We start from the raw sequence: 16,929 nt of genomic DNA, 5'->3' as shown, positions 1-16,929 counted from the left end.
CACCTTAAGGAATACGATAAATGATGTAGTCTGGACTTTCTTTAACAGCTATATTTTTGCAGTGTTTGCACTTCAATAATGGTGTAGGAATAGGTGAAAATTTCTGTTCTATATGCTCAGCTAATTTTGGATTTTCCTTCCAAATCTTCTCTTTTTGATTCTTCACAATCCCAAACCATTTCGCCCCCTGAGTTTGGAGTTCTTTTAACAGTCGAATTGCCTTACTGTCGTCTTGTATCCCGTTCCACCAATCAAGCTTTGATAAAGCAACTGGAGGTGGGAATACCCATCCCCGCCTACGGCTGTAGTAAATAGCGATAGGATCGCCAATATCTTGTGCTATTGTGACAACTAGGTCATTGGGTTGACTAATCTGGTTCAAAGCAAGCCCTAGCTTGTAAGCGTTTTCGGCATAAGGAGAGTACATAAGTTTCAAGTTTTTAGATCCAACTCCGCCAATGGCCAGCAATATAACCGCTATCAGCGCCACAGCACCAGGCGCTCCTACTATTCGTTGAGTAAGTGAGGCGATCACCATTAGGGTATTCCCTGCCAAAGCGGCTACTGCGGGATTAATTATGTTTAAATTGGTGGGGTTTTCAACAAGCCCTTTAGCAGCAATGAGGTAATAAATAACAAAAGCTAGTACCCACCAGTGGAAAAGCCATGGCGCTTTGCTCGCTCTAATTTCTAAAGGTTCGTCAGCATTAGAGTTGCGCTGGCTGTAAGGAGGCCGGAGAAATAGACCAACAACAATAAGGATGATTAAAGGTTTTGTCCATAACCAGTTTAATTGTGCATACAATTCTGGCAGGAAGTAATTTTGTTTCAAAAAATGATGCAGACCAAATTTCCAGACCCAATAACCACCTGCTGCAATGCCATAAGGAGGATATGTACGAGAAATATGGATAGCCCATAGATAGTAAGCTACAACTGGTATCAAAATTAGAAGTGCAGCTCCCCCGAGCAAGGCAAGTTGTTTTGAGCGTAGCCTTTGTTTTGAACTCAAAATGGTTAAGACTGCGTAGAGCATTGGAATTCCGACAAATATACCGGAAATTTTAGTTAAGAAGCCCCACATCCCAATTAGGCTTGCCAATAGTAGATAATGCAAGTGTTCCGTTTGTAAATAGGCAACTAAGAGCCAAACACTAGTTACCACAAGTGAAACCATCACTGGATCGGGAACGAAACTTCGATCGACATAGATATTTCCTGGTAAAAAGGCCAAAATGGCAGTACTAACAAGGGCAGATTCTTGATTCCAAACCCGACGGACAAGTTGATGAAAAGCAAATATTCCCCACAAACCGAACAGCACTGCTACTGAACGCGCAACCCAATCATGCTGACCAAAAATACGATATAAAAAAGCTGTTATGTAAGTGAGAGTTTGAAATTCATATCCTACGTAATTATTTCCCGGCCCATTCCAGCTAACTTCAGGATAGAAGATATTCCAATTCCCACGGTAAAAATTTTCTGCTATGGTTGCCGTATCGGACTCTCGCCAATCTACCGCATCAATAAAGGGTTGGTCAATCTGATAAAAGCGTAAAACAGCTGCTAAGACTAGGATAAATATCAGTAAATAAGATTTAGAAGATTTACTTTGGAAAGCATTTTTAAGCATAAGCTCATTCCTCAAAAAAGATTGGGTTTGAAGACTTTAAGCATATTTAATATCTCGAATCACCTCTTCGTAGTAATTTAAGAGTTCTTTCACTGTTTTTTCAATCGCAAATTCTTGAACCTTCCACTTTGCTGCTTGACCAATTTCATTTAAACTAGGGTGAATCCATACTTCATTTATTTTGCTAGCTAGTGCATTTACTTCATCCACAGGTACAAGAAAACCAGTCTCTCCCTCGGTCAGCAGTTCCTCAAAACTAGCACCAATCGTTCCAATAATAGGTTTACCCAATCCCATAGCTTCTAAACAAGCATTGGGCAAGTTATCAATTAGAGATGGTAAGACAACAAGTTTAGCGCCAGCGATAACAGGATAGAGCTGGGTATGGGGTATCGGATCGATAAAGATGAGGCGGTTTGTATATTGATTACAGAGGGAAAGGGCATATTCCTTCATGGAAGGTGCAAGAGAAGATGATAAATCCCGCCCTACAAAGACAGCATGACAGTCTGGATGTTTCCTAAATACTTGAGGTAGTGCTTGAGCTAATATATGAAATCCTTTATGAAGTTGAAAACGACCGAAGAATAGCAGATATTTTTTGCCTTGTAAGTATTCATTTAAGACAGATGAATCCCAATCTGATGTTTCTAAATAAAAAGGTGTGCGAATGACCTGAACATGAGTTATTTTGGCTTTTTCAGCCAATAAACGCTTAAGAGTATAACTTGGTGCATAGATATGTTTGATCAGGCGCATCTGAAGCCACTCTAACCATTCTATAATTTGCTCATCGCGATCGCGCTCTTCCCCAGATTTTTCACACCAGACTGGACGATATGCAGAAATACGTGTTACCTGTGGAATAGGCAAAAGAAGGCTTGAAATCACACCACACGCATCCCAATCTGGAAACTGAACAATATCGAAATGCTGCTGTTTGTGTAATTTTAAAAGTTTGCGATAAACCTGAAAGCTAAAGTCCAAACATTGTGATGTTTGGCACATACTATATCGACTTAGTTTATCTAGTCTTTGTTGTATTTTTCCTAAAGTTAGGCGATGAATCTGAATACCTTCGTATTCAAATTCAGCTTGATCGATTTCTGAGAGAACTACAATGTGAACCTCATGTCCTAAAGATAATAATGCTTTGGCTACTCGATGTAGATAGTTCGCCAAACCACCACTAAAATATTTTTCAGTGACATATTCTGTCGTAGCAAATCCAATACGCATATTTATGGGTTTTAGTAATTATCTAAGTTTTAAAATTTACAAACTTTTATGCTTTTACAAAAATGTAATTAAATTTATAAATAGCTTTTTCTAGTGGTTAGCTGCTGAAATAAAAAACTTAACTTCCGTAACAGCTTCTCGCAAAAATCTTTGAACCAGTGGCCTAATAACCAGTATCCTAATATTCCTAATGGATGCCAATAAAACGTATAAAAAGTTATTTTGAGTATTGATGACAAATTTAGTATGCTCACACTTTTTATCCAACTAATAAATTGATTTCCAATCAAGATGCGTAACTGGCGAGAAGTCTCAAGATTAGAAAAATCATGCTCAGCACCATGCTGAAGATAAGCTAAATATATATTCTTAAGTTTAAAGTTGATAAAAGCTAATTTTTTAGTATCTGGAAATTGTCCCCACCAAACATTACCTACCCAAAAAAACCTTAGATATTCTACTTCTTCTAAAGTTAGCTTTTGATTTATTAACTGTTCTATATTATGCTTAGATTGACTTAGAGATAAAATTCTCTGTTGGCTACCATTCTCAGCAGAAACGCTCTTATTATGGATACGTCGTTTTTGTAAAATCTCAGGTAAGATGAAAATTTTGCCGACTTTACTTAAGCGACACCAGAGTTCATAATCTTGGCTGTAGCGACGAGTTTCGCAATAGCCACCTAATCTTAAGACTGGTTTTAGCCTAAACATCACTTGACTATGTCCATCTACATGGTTGTAAAACATTAAATACCAAGATACCCATTTAGGATCGCATACTGATTGCGTTTCTGTCTCTTTCTTGCCTTCAGGATTAATTATTTCCATATTGCAAGATACTAAAACAGTGTCTGGATGCCGATCCAAAATTTCCACTTGTTTTTCAAACCGCTTTGCTAAGGCAACATCATCAGCATCTTGCCTAGCAATGTATGTACCTTTTGCTATTTTCAATCCCTTATTAAGAGACTTGGTTAAGCCAATATTTTCTTCATTATTGATTATTACTATCCTCTGATCCTGTGCGGCATATTCTCTGATAATTTCACCACTATTATCAGTAGAGCAATCTTCAACGATAATGAATTCAAAGTCACTAAATGTTTGATTTAATATACTTTCTACAGACTCTTTTAAATAATTAGAGCCATTGTATACCGACATCACAACACTTACTTTAGGAGCTAATTTAGCCATATATCTATTATGTACTGTAGTAAACTCTGTACAATTAAACAAATTTAAAACTTGCTTTTCTAAGTTTTAAGCAAATGGAATTATCCCATTTTTTGAAACTATTTTATCCTTATTCCGCCACTTAATATATCTTAACTAAGCACATAACATTAATAAAGAGAACCTCTTTTGTTTTTAAATATCCTCTTAAATTTTAACTTTCTTACAATTGCTTCAAGGAATAAATTGTATAAGCTTTTGACCGAGTTTAGAGAATTAATATATGACTCTAGAGATGAGGCTTGAGATGTATAGATGCTATATATTTCTGGGTGGATTATCGATACAGGAGTAAGTTCAGCAATTTCGTACTGTAATTTGAGTTCTGGAATTCGCTTCTCTAAAGCAAAAAGTATAATATTTTGTCGATACCAAACAGGTATCATATTGTCGTTCCAGATTCTTCTCCGAACAATATCAAGTCCGATATATCCACATTGATGAAATAAATTATTCCAATACTCTAGCCATCTTTCATTTACATGATTTTGTCCGCCTTGATAGGGAATAGCAGCAGAAAACAGAACAAAATCTGCTGATTTAGTTAGTGATGTAACAAAACTCTGTGCGATTACTTCAGGTAAATGTTCAGCAACTTCTAGTGAAATAGCTAGATCAAACTTTTTATTGAAGTTAATTGGAATGTTCAAATCATGGATCATAAAATTCTCTACAGGAATTTGTAATAACTCTTTGTTAACCCAACTTCCATCTATTCCTTGTATCTCTTCTATACCAATATTTCTTAAAACAGATAGCCACGTTCCAACACCACAACCAACATCGACAGCAGACATAACAGTCGGTAATGTATCTAAAATTATTGACAGAATTGTCTGTGCAGAATATACAGTTTTCTCGTGTCTATCTCTATAAAATTTATCCTTGTAAACATTCATTGCTTTAATATCTCCATTACATAAAATTCAAGTATTTTACTAGCTCAGAAGGATAAGATAACTTTATATCTCTTTAATTAGTATTATTTAGTGACTCAATTATTTATTACAATATTTTTTATTGATATAAATGATTTCAATCAGAGTAGGTATGTAACCAGTCTCTTGGCTGGTAAAAATAACATTCAGTCATATTTATTGATTCAATAACTTTGAATTTATACGCCTCTACGGCATCAAAAATAAAAAATGATGATAAACTAACATATACTTTCATTGTGTATAACCCTGGTCGTAAGCAAAGATAAGGCATTTTAATTTTTAATTCATGCTGACCAGGAACTAGATTGAAAGATTTATTGTCGCTAAAACTACTTAAGCGAAGAATACGCTTATTTTCTTTAAAAGTATCATGTATCAAAACTTCTAATCCAACGTTTTCAAATCTACTATGAACATTAACTCCAACACAAAAATTACTATTCAAGCTACTAGTAGGCATTTCTATAATGTTTCCTTGTTCATCCTTAAAGCAAAGATATGAAATGTCTATTCCAGAAGTATTATCGGCGCTTTTTTCTGGAATAAATAATGCTCCCAATGAAGCAATTGAATAAAATTCAAACAGATCTTCTTCATATCGACTCATTACTTTATGAGTTTTATCAGCTATTACTACCTTACCGTTTGAAAGATAAATAGCTGAATCACAAACTCCAAGAACTGTGTTTGAATCATGAGAAACAAGAATTAAAGATGTTCCTTGTTTTCTTAGTTTTGCAAGTTTGCGATAACACTTAGTCCTAAATTTCATATCTCCCACAGCCAGCACTTCATCAACCAGCAAAATATCTGGATTTGTATGAATTGCACTGGCAAACCCTAATCTTGCTGCCATTCCAGAACTGTAAGTCTGCACAGGTGCATCAATTGCATCGCCAATTTCTGCAAACTCTATAACTTCATCAAGTCTCTCATCAATTTCCTTTTTAGACAATCCCAAAATAGCCATATTGGCATAAATATTTTCTCGCCCTGTCAAAATAGGATTAAATCCTGCTCCCAATGCAATTAACGGTGCTACTCGACCATTAATTTCTACACAACCACTATCTGGCTTAATTAAACCAGCAATAATCCGCAATAGTGTTGATTTTCCACTACCATTTTTCCCAACTAAGCCTAATGCTTCTCCTCGACGCAATTCAAAACTGACGTTATTTAGCGCCCAAAATTCTTTTTCTCGCAGTTTATCACTCTTTTCTCGTAGCCCTAATAATTCGGAGGTTATATCCTGAACTCCATACATCAAAGACCGCTTTAAATCTCGACAAAACTTTTTAGAAACTCCGTTAACAGAAAGGACAATATTACTTTCGTCACCCTGCTGCTTTGCTGCTATTTCTTGCTCATTGATAATCGTCATAATTATGAACTAATCCTCTCAATTACAAAGGGCATCGCTAGACGATAGACAATCCAAGCTAATAGCAATCCTAAAATTGCAATTACACTCGCTACCCAAAATCCCTCTGGGTCTGATATAAAGCCTGTTGTTGCTAATTCTCGGGTTGTTACTAACAAAGGTGTAACTGGATTTAGTTTCACAATACTGCCAAATACTCCATTGCTGGGAACTGGATAAACTACTGGCGTAAGAAACAACCAAAATCCAGTAATCAAGGTTAATCCTCTAGAAAAATCCTGGTATAAAGCACCCATCGGTGCTAACAACAAACCAATAAATGTTCCTAACAAGACTAAATGAATTAATGCAACTGGGGCTAAAATTAGGCTCCAAGTAACTGGGATATGAAACCAGGTAAATAAACCCATAATTAATATGAGCTTGATACCAAAGTTAAAAAATACTTCTCCTAGTTTGGCAAGAATTAGTGCTTCATGGGGAAAGTTAATTCTTGCCAGCATTGACTTGGCATCGTTCACTGCTTGGAGTGGCCCATTTAGTGCCTCTGTGAAGATTTGCCACAGTGTCATGCTGAACATAACATAGGCAGGATACGGTAACTCTGTATTACCAATATTGATAACACCATTGCTTTTAGCAAAAGTGAAACCTGCTGCCGTAATTATTGGCGGAATAAATGCCCAAAAAATTCCTAGAAATGATTGACGGTATTGAGCATTAATATCTCTTACTAGAAGTCGCCAAGCTAATTCTTGGGAGGCTAATAAATCTCGTCCCATTTCCTTGAACAACTTAAAGGGATGCCGCATCCGACTCTCAGATGTGTAAACTAATCTAGTTGATTTTAATTCTGCTTGTTGTATTTGCTGATGTAGTTTAGTTCTCAATCTATTCATAATCTTAAGACAGATACTTCTAAGTCCGAATTGTCAAACTTCCTGTATTTCATAGTTAGCTTTGTATCTTTTCTCCTCTTTTTGAGTATCTAGTCTGTCAATTTCGTAATAAGATAACTTTAGATTTTTCTATCAAATGGTTATCCTCAAAGATATTTTTTAGTAAAGATGGATCTATGGAACTCTTTAGAACGCCATAATCTCTGGTAGCAAATCTTAATTGCAATATCAAACGATCCTTAAGCAATGGGCGAGTCGCTTTATGAAAACAATAGGGATCTTCAATAAAACCAAAACCTGCCTCTCCACAAATCGTTAAAACGTCTTCATGGTTGTAAGAGCTAAGAACTTCCCGATCTGTCCGTTGAGTTAGAGAAACAATTTGGGTAATCTTTTTTTTTATATGGCTACCACGGATGCAAGTGTGGGGCCCACTCTGTAAATCTACATCAGTTAAGTAAAAGAAAAATCTAAGGCAACTATAGTCATCCGGATCATAATGAAAGAAACTGGCTGTTTTACTAACATCATAATTTTTTTTGTTAACAGGAAATGTCCACCAAAGCCTGGCATCTGTGAAAATCGGCTTTGTTTTCATATATTTGGCCGCAATCATTTTGATACCTGGATCGTTACTAAGTTTTTTAATTGCTGGACAAAGAATATCTACGTTGAAGTATGTCGCAGTAGAGAAAGGGGCTTTGTGTTTTTTCTCTGCTTGTTTTTTTTGGGAATAAAGGAAGCCGCATTTGCTATCTAAATTACCAAAACAATCTGTAGACATAGCAAACATAATTATTTCTTGAGAAATAATCTTTGGTAGTTTTATACCTAAATAGCAACCATATTTATTTAAAGAATTGACAATTCGATCTACGTCAATTTCTTGAAAAAGAGATTTATGTAAATCATAGTGATTTAATTCAGTGGTTCTAGATAATAATTTTATTAAATTTCTCAAAAATACAAATCGACTCAATATAGATATCACAGTCCATTGAGGATTTGCGATCGTATGACTATAGTATGCCTGTAACCTTGATATCACTTCTTGAAGTTTTTTTTCAGACCGTAAAAAATTATTAGTCTGATAACTTGTTTTCATTTCGGTTTTCATTTCGGTTTTCATCTCGGTTTTCATCTCGGTTTTCATCTCGGTTTTCATCTCGGTTTTCATCTCGGTTTTCATCTCGCCAGCCTTCAAACCTCAAAAAGTAGGCCATCAATGAGGTTATAGATTAATTGAAAGCGTTAGTAGGCAGTTCAAAATTATTTTCTAAATCACGTGTAGATAAGTCAGTCGAATCGCTGTTTATCAGACGAATAATCTTTGCTGGATTTCCTGCAACTACAGTACCCTGAGGAATATCTTTTACAACTACAGAACCCGCTCCAATAACAACATTATCACCAAGTTTTATTGGCCCAATAATTACAACATTTGAACCTATATCTACATTATTACCTATTTGCGGTGATGCACTGATAGAATCATCTGGTAGTTTTTTATTACCAATAGTTGTCGAATGTCTCAAAGTACAATTTGCACCAATTACAGTTTCATGATTAACAACCAAAGCATGACCGTGTTGGAGCTTAAGGTTTGAGCCGATTTTTGTATCCCAAGGTAACTCAATACCTAATATATACTCTACTATAAACTGATAAACAAAACGATAAATTTTTGATATTTCTTTTCCAATAATTGGTAAATTTATCACTATTCTATTTAATCGAAACATCAATAAAACCAAACGAGACTTGAAGCTTGTATTCTGATTAATTTGCCAATCTTGAAGTAAGTAATCAATTATCTTATTCATTTATTTATCCCAAATAATATCAGCAAAAATTATCTTTAAGAGACTAGACCAGTTAAATTAAAGAGAATGATATTCTATTTATTTAAATGTCATATCCTCTCTAACTTGCTGTTCATTCCAATTCCAGCCAGCAACTGCTAGCAAAGTCCACCAGTAGAAGAAGAAGGTAGTATGACTCCAAATATTCTCGGTAATCATTCCCACAGGTATGGATGTCAGCATAGCTAACAAAATAAAACACAAGTTGCGTTGTTTACTCCCATATGGTGTCTGCTGAATTAATAGCAAAAGATGTGTGAACTGAGCAGCAAACAACGCCAAAAAAGATACTAAACCAATGATTCCTCCTTCTACCAAAGCTCTGATGTAATCATTGTGGGGAAGAAAGTCATTTCCTGCGGCTGGCATACTCAGCCCCAAACCATAACCAAAAATTGGACTATTTTTCCAAGCATTAAGTAGTAGATACCATTGAGAAAGCCGCCAATTAAAGCTATTGGAGTCTCCCTGTGACAATAGAATTGCCCTTGATATATCGATGTCTGGATTAAGTAGTGGTGTTTGAGTAATGGAGGCTAGACGTTGTTGCCCAAACTCTGTACTAGCAAACAAGGCGATGATTAACCCTAACAACAACATTCCACTAATTAACTTGGCTACATTTAATCTAGGAGTAATTAAAACTAGAACAAAAACCGCAATCATCATTAAGCTAAACAGGGTCTTGGTACTGACAAAGAAAAAACACAGTAAGCCCAACAACATTAACCAAAACCAGCGTTGCTGTGTCCAGTTCAGCTTCCAGAACACAAGACTGATGAACAGTAACAAAAAAGTCGCAAAGGTATTTGCTGTACCGAAAGTACCTACAATGCGATTGTGGGCTTCAGATGGCAATGAGCCAATGTCAGCGCCTGCATTACCTGAAAACAAGGAAGCTGTGAGTGAAGGCACACATATCTGCAATAACCCGATGGCGATTGGTAAGAGGAGAGCTAAAAATAAGCTAGCAATCACTTTTTGGGGAGGGAGTCGATCCTTGAGCTGCATTACTAGTAAATAGACCATCACCCAAGAAAATAGACGTACCCACTCACGGATACTAGCTGGCAAATATGAAGCGTCTAGCCCCAATGCTCCTAAATGTAGAAGGATGAGCCATAAGCCTTGTAGCAAAACCCAGCCAGCTAAAAACCACCAAAATCTATCGGTGCGGACAATGTGACCCGTCAACAACAAGACTATTACATACAGCAAAGTCAGAGCATCTAGCCCAATAGCAAAGACCGCAGGTATCTGTAGATCTGAGAAAACATCGAGTGAGCTACGCAATATCAATAATACCAATACTGCTTGCTCAAACTTGGTAAAGAAGTAAAAAACTATCCCTACTGCAACTATAGCTAAACCCACTAACTTAGCACTGGTTCCTGCCAAGAATCCTGCAACTATACAAACCCCCACGCCTACCAACCCAAGCAATGTTACCAAAGCCAGAGAGCGACTTGAACGTTGATTGGTTAACATCTTCAGACCTCATCGCTAGAAGTGTTGGACAATCCTAGAGCAGTCAAACGCCTGTTTGATTGGTATTTATTTACAGAATTCCGGTAATACTTTTCAAGCTCAGTAGCCATATCATTCACCACGCCCCCCAGTATGGGTATGCCATTTTCAGTTAATTCTGATACTGTCTTTTGCAAAACCTCTTTGTGAGTCCAGCCGGGACGAGTAACTAACATGATTCCGTGACTTTGCTGGGTCAATGTGGCAGCATCAATACTTGCACACAGAGGAGGGGTATCTATAATTACCAAATCAAAATGTGCTGTCGCTTCTGCTATCAGAGATTTCATCGCCGTAGACTCTAGTAACTGAGGAGGACAATGGTGTAGTTCACCACAACTTAAGACTGAAAGATTATCAATTGCTGTTGGGCGAATCACATCCAGTAGAGATTGATTGTTTTCCAGCACGTCGCTAATTCCTGGGGTTGCAGCTAAATTAAACAATTGATGTTGTACAGGTCTATGTAAGTCGGCATCAATAATCAATGTCCGGCGCGACAACATGGCAGAGACAGTAGCTAGATGTGAAACAACAATTGATTTGCCTTCGCCAGAGAGGGCGCTACTAACAACAATCAGCTGCAAGTTCTCACGACTACGAAATTCCAGAGTCTTAAGGAGCATTCGATACGGCTCAACCAAACCCACATCATTTAAGAAGCTTTCTGCTGAATCTAGCTTTAGGGTGTTAGCTGTGAGACGTGGCAATATTCCTAGCAATGGCAACTTGAGTAATTCCTCTGCTTGCGACGCATCCCTCAAGGTGTTGTCTAACACCTCCAATAACAGCACAACCCCAACGGCAAAAATCATACCGAAGAAAATAGCAATTACTAGCACTGCTGCCTGCTTGGGTGATGCGGGTGAATCGGGTACTGTCGCTTTAGCAATAATGCGGATATTGCTGACTATTTGAGCCTCTGCGATTCGTGCTTCTTCAAATTTGGTTTGTAGGAATTTGAGAGAATCTGCCGCTTCTTGTCGTTGGCGAACCAGACCATTGAGGGTTTTTTGTTTAATTGGTAGTTCTACCAAACTAGCCTGGAGTTTGACACGTTGAGCTTGGACAGTTTTGAGCTTATTTTCCAAAGCCGATCGCTCGATTCTTTGAGTAATGAGTTGAGATGTTAAGTTCTGGGAAAGCTGATCTTTAGCGACTTTTTCTGGAGCGATCGCCCTATTGTTGGGTGACACCAAAGCCAGTTTTTGTATATACAACTGACGTAGGTCATCCCGTCGTTCTATCAGGTTGAGTAAGGTAGGATGATTCTCTGTAAAACGCACACGTGCTTCAACTACCTGTGCCTCCAATTCCACCAATTTATCCCGTAATTTTTTCAGTTCTTCATTATCACCACCACGCACTGCTGAATAAGCATTTTTGAGATTGCCAGCTTTGGTAATTCCCTCCAAGCTTCTAGTGCGAGACTGAATTTCTTGCAGTTCACGCATCAGAGTCCGTTGTTGATTTTCCAATGTTGCCAAACTGTCTACTAGAGTTCTCGTTTGGTCTTCAATGGAGACAATGCCACTTTTTTGTCGGTAGATACTTTCTGCTGCTTCAGCTCTTTTCAGCAGCGATCGCTGTTTGGGAACTTCCACTTCTAAAAATTGCCTTACAGAATGAGCTTCTGAACTAATTGCATCCGCACTTTCCTTGACCATTGTTTCTGAGATAGCATTCAGAACTTTGGCAGCTAAAATAGCATTTGGTGATCGGTAGCTCAGTTCCAGTATGTTTGTTGCTGGAATAATTTTGACTTTCAAATTCTCACTAACTTTGGCGGTTGTTATTTTTTTTGGAGAGTCAATTTTAGCGATCACTTTTTGCAGAACCTGTTGCGACTTGATTAATTCTGCTTGAGTAGCTAGTGGGTTAGAACCTCCTGGTGTAGTTAGAGGCACTTGGCTAAGCTCGCGACCTAATTGGGAAACGCTCACTTGTTTTTCGTCTAGTATTAGCCGCCCTGATGTTTCATACAATCGTGGAGTCACAGCCAAGTAAATAACTGACCCACCAATTACTGAAACAAATGTAGCTGTTGCAGGGAGACTACGCCGTTTCAAAACCTTCAGTAAAGATGAAATGTCTTTTCTCATTAGCGAGCTTTCTCCACCTCAAGTACTCTGTAAGAAACAACAGGCTGATGCCTCCTGGAATTAAAACTGATTTTTTTTGTGCATATATCTAGATTTATTTTTCTGAGACTGTGATTTGCTCGGAAATTACAGCTTTCTTCACAACAACTGCGCTTGAAGTTTGCTGGATTGAGTCAACTCCAGCTATTCTCATGGAATGAGGTTCGGATATCTTGATAGTTGCAGACGAGTTCAACAGTGTTCTATATAATTTCAAATTCTCAGCAGTAATCTGTTCCCAACTATAGTTGAGTTCTACATACTTTTGGGCATTACTAGCCATTATTGCTAATTTCTGGGGATGATTCACGGCCCAGTCCAGGCAACTAATACAAGAGTCTAGGTTTCCTGCTTGGAAGAGTATGCCACGCTGCTCATTTAACAACTGTTGATGGGGTGGAATATCACTTGCGATTACCGAGATCCCTTCCCGCATCGCCTCCAACATTGCTAAAGGTAGTCCCTCCACATCAGAAGGTAGGACAAATAATCCGGCTCCCCGAACAATCTCTGCTAAGCGTTTTCCTTGCAGTTCGCCTGCAAATACGATCTCTGGATTCTCGGCAACAGTATTTAATAGCTTGGAGACATAGGGCTTAGTATCGCTGATGCCACCAGCCAGAACAAGTTTCCATCCTGGTGGTTTGAGTTTACAGAAAGCTTCAATGAGTAAGTCCGGACGCTTTTCTGGTACAAGTCTGCCCAAAAATAGAATATAGCGTCCCTGCATTAATTTGAGAGAGGTGCCATAGGAAAAATTAGGGTCTGACTCAGCATAGTTAGCTGGAGCGTTAGGGATGTAGACTGTCTGCCTACCATAGGTTTGCAAAAAATAGGATTGCAAATCTTTTGAGACTACTATTAGTCCGTGGGCGAACCGCACTGCCGCCTTTTCTCCCGCAAGAATCAAGCGACTAGAAAAATTACCCCACTTGGCACGTTGCCAGTCTAACCCCTGACAGGTAACAACAATTTTTGCCTTCTTGGTGGTAAGTCTCGATAGGCAGGTAAATAGAGATGGACCAAGAGCATGAAAATGAATAATATCATACTGAGTTCCAGAAGCAGCGATCGCTGCTAAGGCAGAGCTAATAAAAGCGTCTATCCCTCTAAAATCGAAACTAGGCAAGGAGATGACTCGGACACCCTGAAAGCCATAATTATCAAACCAAGGACAATCAGTGTATGAAGAGCGGGCGAATAAATCAACACTATGACCCTGCGCTACCATCCGGGGATACATTTCTGCACAATAATGTTCAATGCCTCCCTGTTTAGGTGGTAGACCTTTGGTACCAATTACAGCAATTTTCATGAATTTTTTCCCAAAAATTAGTTCTACTTACGAACTCACTGCTGAAAAGGTTTGCAATTCCCAGCGATTTAGCATTTCTCTGTAGATATCTTTAATCACAGTGCAGGCAGCATAGGGACGTGCAGTTTGCACACAAGAAACACTTGGATAATCTTCTGGATGTAGTAGTACTTGGCGTATACTCTCTGCTATGGATTCTGGAGTACGTTGAGAACAAACTACTCCACTATCATCCGTCAGTAATTTTGGGGTTTCACCAGTTCGAGTTGTGACTACTGGAGTCCCACTAGCAAGTGCTTCTAGAACTACCAATGGTAACCCTTCGTAGGCACTAGTAAGGACAAAGACATTGCAGATACGATGTAACTTTGATAGTTCTGTTTGATTCACTGCTCCCAGCATTGTCACTCGTTCAGTTAAACTGAGACGACCAATTTCAGCACGAATTTTCGTGGCTAACTCTCCATCTCCAGCTATGAGTAGATGAGTATGGGATTCATTTAAAGCCGCGAATGTACGTACTAACAAAAGTGGATCTTTGTCTGGATGCAAGCGACCAGCAAAAAGAATAAAACGTGTTTCGGGAACCAAGCCTAATCTCAAAGCTAGTTCGCGTCTTTTTGCTTCCCTTTCTTGATGACTCAACGGATAGAAAATTTCATTGTCAAATGAATTTTTGATGTAAGAAATGCGATCGCTCAAAGTAGGATAACGTTGGCTATAGAATTTAGCAGAGTTACTATTACACGATAAAATCTGGTTAAACTGACGAATTAACAAACTTTCCAAGGCAAAATATGCAGCCGGAAATCTTCGCCACAGAATCGCTTTTTTTTGCATCTGTGCATTAATATCAGTGTGAATAAACAGGGTTTTCTCCCCCTGCCAATTCAATGCAGCTAAAGTTGGCTCCAACCTATGAAAATGCATAAAGTCTGAAGCAAAGCAATGCCCTAAAAGTGCATTTGTATACTTAACCGTGGTTGGTATCAGACCCCGAACATTATCATTTTCTAAAGTAAACAAAGGCAGAAAACTAATTTCTCTACCAGCAAGTTCTGCTTCTTGCCACTTCAGAGTCGGTTGGCACCTATCATTTCCTGTTCCTACAAGCCGCAGATCAAATTCACTAGGTGCATACTTAATAAACAAGCTAACTAGCGTTTGAATGCCACCAATAGTAGTATGCCAAGGATTAAATTGGTAAAAAATCGTTAGGACAGGTTTATACATTTAGGGAAAGGATTCAGGAGGGGATAATTAATAGGAGTGATAGGAGTGTAAAACGTCACATTCATGAGCAAGGGCACATCAAAGGACAACAGCGATGAAGAGCTCCGCACACTTACTTGTACAAACTAACAACTTCCGTTATTAGCAAGCGCCGCTCTTATCTAACACAACTTTTAGGGTTTTTAGCATCAAACAAATATCGTAGGTAATAGACCATTTTCGTTGATAGTCTAGATCCATACTCACAATATCCTCAAAGTCTTTGATACTAGAACGTCCACTGGTCTGCCATTCGCCAGTAATACCTGGTTTGACATTTAACCTTTCCCAGTGATGGTTTGAGTAGCACATGACTTCATCGGGAGTCGGAGGGCGAGTGCCAACTAAACTCATTTCTCCTAGTAATACATTCCAAAATTGGGGTAGTTCGTCTAAGCTAGTGCGACGCAGAAACTTACCTACACGAGTAATACGAAGGTCATTTTCACTTTTGAAAATATGATTACTTTTGGCTTCGTTGATGACTAGATGTTTAAATTGGTCAGATCCAACAATCATAGAGCGAAATTTCCATATCCGGAAATAGCGTCCGTTCAAACCACAGCGAATTTGACTGTAGAAGATGGGACCAGGGCTATCAAGTTGAGTAACTATAGCAACAGGAATCGCTACGATTGCTGTAATAATTAATCCTACTATAGCACCTAAGATATCAATCATCCGTTTTGCTTTGCTTCTTACAGAAGTATGAACTGGTAGCTTGGCAAAATGAGCAGTATAAACAATATTCATAACTGCTAGATCAATAGAGTTTAAAGTATGAAAATTAGACATGACTGCACGATTTAAGAGGCGGTGATAGTTTTGAAGACACTGTCATCGAATGTATTACATTAGTGGAACTAACTTAATTACAGAGAGAATAAAAGCTGTAAATTGATACACGTCTTTTTAACACTGTTTCTCAGTTCAATCAGCCTGACTCAGGAAATAGCTTAGGAATATAGAGATTTCGTCCAAATCCACTCTTTAGCTAATCCATCGATTAAAGAAGTTTGTGGTTTGTAGTTTAAAAGTTTTTGAGCTTTAGCTATGTCCGATAAAGTGTGACGCGCATCTCCCATTGATGTTTCAATGTGGTTGATATTAATATTACTTCCTATAATTTCTTCTATAGTACTGATAACCTCTAACAGACTGACTCTACTACCGCCACCAATATTGAAAACTTCACCAACAGCTTCGGGCATTTTAGCGGCTGCTATATTGGCTGTAACTATATCATTTATGAATGTGAAGTCTCGCGTTTGTTGACCATCTCCATATATAGTTATCGGTTGTGATTCAAGTATTGATTTAAAAAATTTATGAAAAGCCATATCTGGACGTTGTCTAGGCCCATAAACTGAGAAGTAAGTAAGCCGTGGGAAAAATTTATAAGTATGTAACAAAAAATTAAGCAGAAGAATTGGAGTTAAATCTTATACGCTGTGTACTATATTTTCCCTTCTCTG

The 16,929-nt window shown here is 38.1% G+C and carries 14 protein-coding genes and 1 pseudogene; all 15 read right to left on the bottom strand.

From position 1 onward, the window contains the following. Positions 1–4: 4 nt before the first annotated feature. Entirely contained in the window at positions 5–1,636 is a 1,632-nt protein-coding gene (locus H6G86_RS30790) for an ArnT family glycosyltransferase (RefSeq protein WP_190937500.1), read from the bottom strand. A 36-nt stretch (positions 1,637–1,672) separates the two neighbouring features. After that, the gene (locus H6G86_RS30785; protein WP_190937499.1) at positions 1,673–2,875 is read right to left on the bottom strand and encodes a glycosyltransferase family 4 protein; all 1,203 of its coding nucleotides are present in this window, start codon (positions 2,873–2,875) and stop codon (positions 1,673–1,675) included. Between the two features lie 74 nt (positions 2,876–2,949). Beyond that, the gene (locus H6G86_RS30780) at positions 2,950–4,074 is read right to left on the bottom strand and encodes a glycosyltransferase family 2 protein (protein ID WP_190937498.1); all 1,125 of its coding nucleotides are present in this window, start codon (positions 4,072–4,074) and stop codon (positions 2,950–2,952) included. A 149-nt stretch (positions 4,075–4,223) separates the two neighbouring features. Next, entirely contained in the window at positions 4,224–5,012 is a 789-nt protein-coding gene (locus H6G86_RS30775; protein WP_190937497.1) for a class I SAM-dependent methyltransferase, read from the bottom strand. Positions 5,013–5,148: 136 nt separating this feature from the next. After that, the gene (locus tag H6G86_RS30770) at positions 5,149–6,438 is read right to left on the bottom strand and encodes an ABC transporter ATP-binding protein (RefSeq protein WP_190937496.1); all 1,290 of its coding nucleotides are present in this window, start codon (positions 6,436–6,438) and stop codon (positions 5,149–5,151) included. Positions 6,439–6,440: 2 nt separating this feature from the next. Beyond that, positions 6,441–7,250, bottom strand: a complete 810-nt coding sequence (locus tag H6G86_RS30765; RefSeq protein ID WP_520449530.1) for an ABC transporter permease — start codon at positions 7,248–7,250, stop codon at positions 6,441–6,443. 184 nt (positions 7,251–7,434) lie between these two features. Then, positions 7,435–8,454 (bottom strand): phytanoyl-CoA dioxygenase family protein, encoded by a 1,020-nt coding sequence (locus H6G86_RS30760; protein WP_190937495.1) that lies wholly within the window; start codon positions 8,452–8,454, stop codon positions 7,435–7,437. Continuing rightward, positions 8,420–8,560: a hypothetical protein gene (locus H6G86_RS30755; protein ID WP_190937494.1), complete on the bottom strand. Its 141-nt coding sequence runs from the start codon at positions 8,558–8,560 to the stop codon at positions 8,420–8,422. The genes H6G86_RS30760 and H6G86_RS30755 overlap by 35 nt, the downstream gene beginning before the upstream one ends. A 15-nt stretch (positions 8,561–8,575) precedes the next feature. After that, positions 8,576–9,160 carry a serine acetyltransferase gene (locus H6G86_RS30750; RefSeq protein WP_190937493.1) on the bottom strand — a complete coding sequence of 195 codons (585 nt, stop codon included), beginning with the start codon at positions 9,158–9,160 and terminating at the stop codon, positions 8,576–8,578. A gap of 78 nt (positions 9,161–9,238) precedes the next feature. After that, positions 9,239–10,687: an O-antigen ligase family protein gene (locus H6G86_RS30745; RefSeq protein WP_190937492.1), complete on the bottom strand. Its 1,449-nt coding sequence runs from the start codon at positions 10,685–10,687 to the stop codon at positions 9,239–9,241. A gap of 2 nt (positions 10,688–10,689) precedes the next feature. Then, positions 10,690–12,828, bottom strand: coding sequence for a GumC family protein (locus H6G86_RS30740; protein WP_190937491.1), 2,139 nt, complete (start codon positions 12,826–12,828; stop codon positions 10,690–10,692). A 94-nt stretch (positions 12,829–12,922) separates the two neighbouring features. Further along, on the bottom strand, positions 12,923–14,182 hold the full coding sequence (locus H6G86_RS30735; protein WP_190937490.1) for a glycosyltransferase family 4 protein: 1,260 nt from the start codon (positions 14,180–14,182) through the stop codon (positions 12,923–12,925). Positions 14,183–14,209: 27 nt separating this feature from the next. After that, on the bottom strand, positions 14,210–15,415 hold the full coding sequence (locus tag H6G86_RS30730) for a glycosyltransferase (protein ID WP_190937489.1): 1,206 nt from the start codon (positions 15,413–15,415) through the stop codon (positions 14,210–14,212). A 141-nt stretch (positions 15,416–15,556) separates the two neighbouring features. Further along, a complete protein-coding gene (locus H6G86_RS30725; RefSeq protein ID WP_242065048.1) occupies positions 15,557–16,207 on the bottom strand; it encodes a sugar transferase in 651 nt (216 codons plus the stop codon). A 203-nt stretch (positions 16,208–16,410) separates the two neighbouring features. Beyond that, positions 16,411–16,845, bottom strand: a pseudogene (locus tag H6G86_RS30720) (NAD-dependent epimerase/dehydratase family protein); the annotation flags it as partial. Between the last annotated feature and the right edge of the window lie 84 nt (positions 16,846–16,929).

Origin of the sequence: Nostoc sp. FACHB-133, from assembly GCF_014698055.1 — a bacterium.
GTDB lineage: Bacteria > Cyanobacteriota > Cyanobacteriia > Cyanobacteriales > Nostocaceae > Nostoc.
This window is presented reverse-complemented; position numbering and strand designations above follow the sequence as displayed.